General features: G+C 68.1%; 1 protein-coding gene and 1 pseudogene. Both read left to right on the forward strand.

Annotated elements, in window-relative coordinates; genetic code table 11:
* A partial coding sequence (locus B0F77_RS46290; RefSeq protein WP_425435846.1) for an FtsB family cell division protein occupies positions 1–451 on the forward strand: 451 nt, incomplete at its 5' end.
* Positions 412–884 (forward strand): annotated as a pseudogene (locus B0F77_RS46295) (DUF501 domain-containing protein). The gene B0F77_RS46290 and the pseudogene B0F77_RS46295, both read left to right, overlap by 40 nt.
* Positions 885–1001 lie beyond the last annotated feature (117 nt).

Below are 1001 nucleotides of genomic sequence, written 5' to 3' on the forward strand. Positions count from 1 at the left end.
GGAGGCGCGGCCGGCGCGCGCGCGAAAGCCACCCCGTCCGAAGGCGCCATCGCGTCGTGGTGACGGCACGGGTGGCGCGTTCGGCATGACCGGTACGCGGCGGGCCGCGATGTTCGCGATGGTGCTGTGCGCACTGGCGTTGAGCATCGCGGTCCCGTTGCGGACGTACCTCTCGCAGCGCGACGAGCTGCGTGACGTGGGTGCCGCGCAGCAGAAGCTGCGTGAGACGGTCGCCGCGCTGGAACAGAAGAAGGCGCAGCTGCAGGACCCGGCGTACGTGGAGATCGAGGCGCGCAAGCGGCTGCACTGGGTGCGGCCGGGCGAGACGCCGTACATCGTGCAACTGCCGGGTGACGAGGGTCGCAACACTGAATCGGAGAGGCCGTCGGGCAAGCCCGCGGCACAAGGGTCTTGGTACGAGGAACTGTGGGAATCGGTGACGCACAAGTAAGTGCTGCTGACCTGGAAACGGTCGCCAAGCAGCTCGGCCGCACGCCGCGCGGGACACGTGCGATCGCCTCGAGGTGCCCCAGCGGGCACCCGAACGTCGTACAGACGAACCCGCGGCTGCCCGACGGGACTCCGTTCCCGACGCTCTACTACCTGACNNCGGGCTGATGAAGGAGCAGCAGGATCGGCTCGCGGAGGACGAGGAGCTCGCCGCGGCCTACCTGCGCGCGCACGAGGCGTATCTCGCGGAGAGGGACGCCATCGAGTCGTTGGGCACGCAAGTCACCGCGGGAGGCATGCCGAGCAGAGTTAAGTGCCTTCACGTGCACGTTGCTCATGCCCTCGCGAAGGGCCCTGGGGTCAATCCCATGGGGGACGAGGCCCTGGCACTCTTGAAGGAGCAGTTGCTCTGGCCCGCGGGTGACTGCGCCTAGCCTGCGGCTGAGTTAACAGTCAACGGAACCGAACGCACGCTTCACTCCGTCTTGGGTACACCTAGTCTCCGGAGTGGGGCAGGGTGGACCGGGTCAGCGATTTGGGGGCAGCGCCGT

The organism is Lentzea kentuckyensis (assembly GCF_002150765.1).
Lineage (GTDB): Bacteria > Actinomycetota > Actinomycetes > Mycobacteriales > Pseudonocardiaceae > Lentzea > Lentzea kentuckyensis.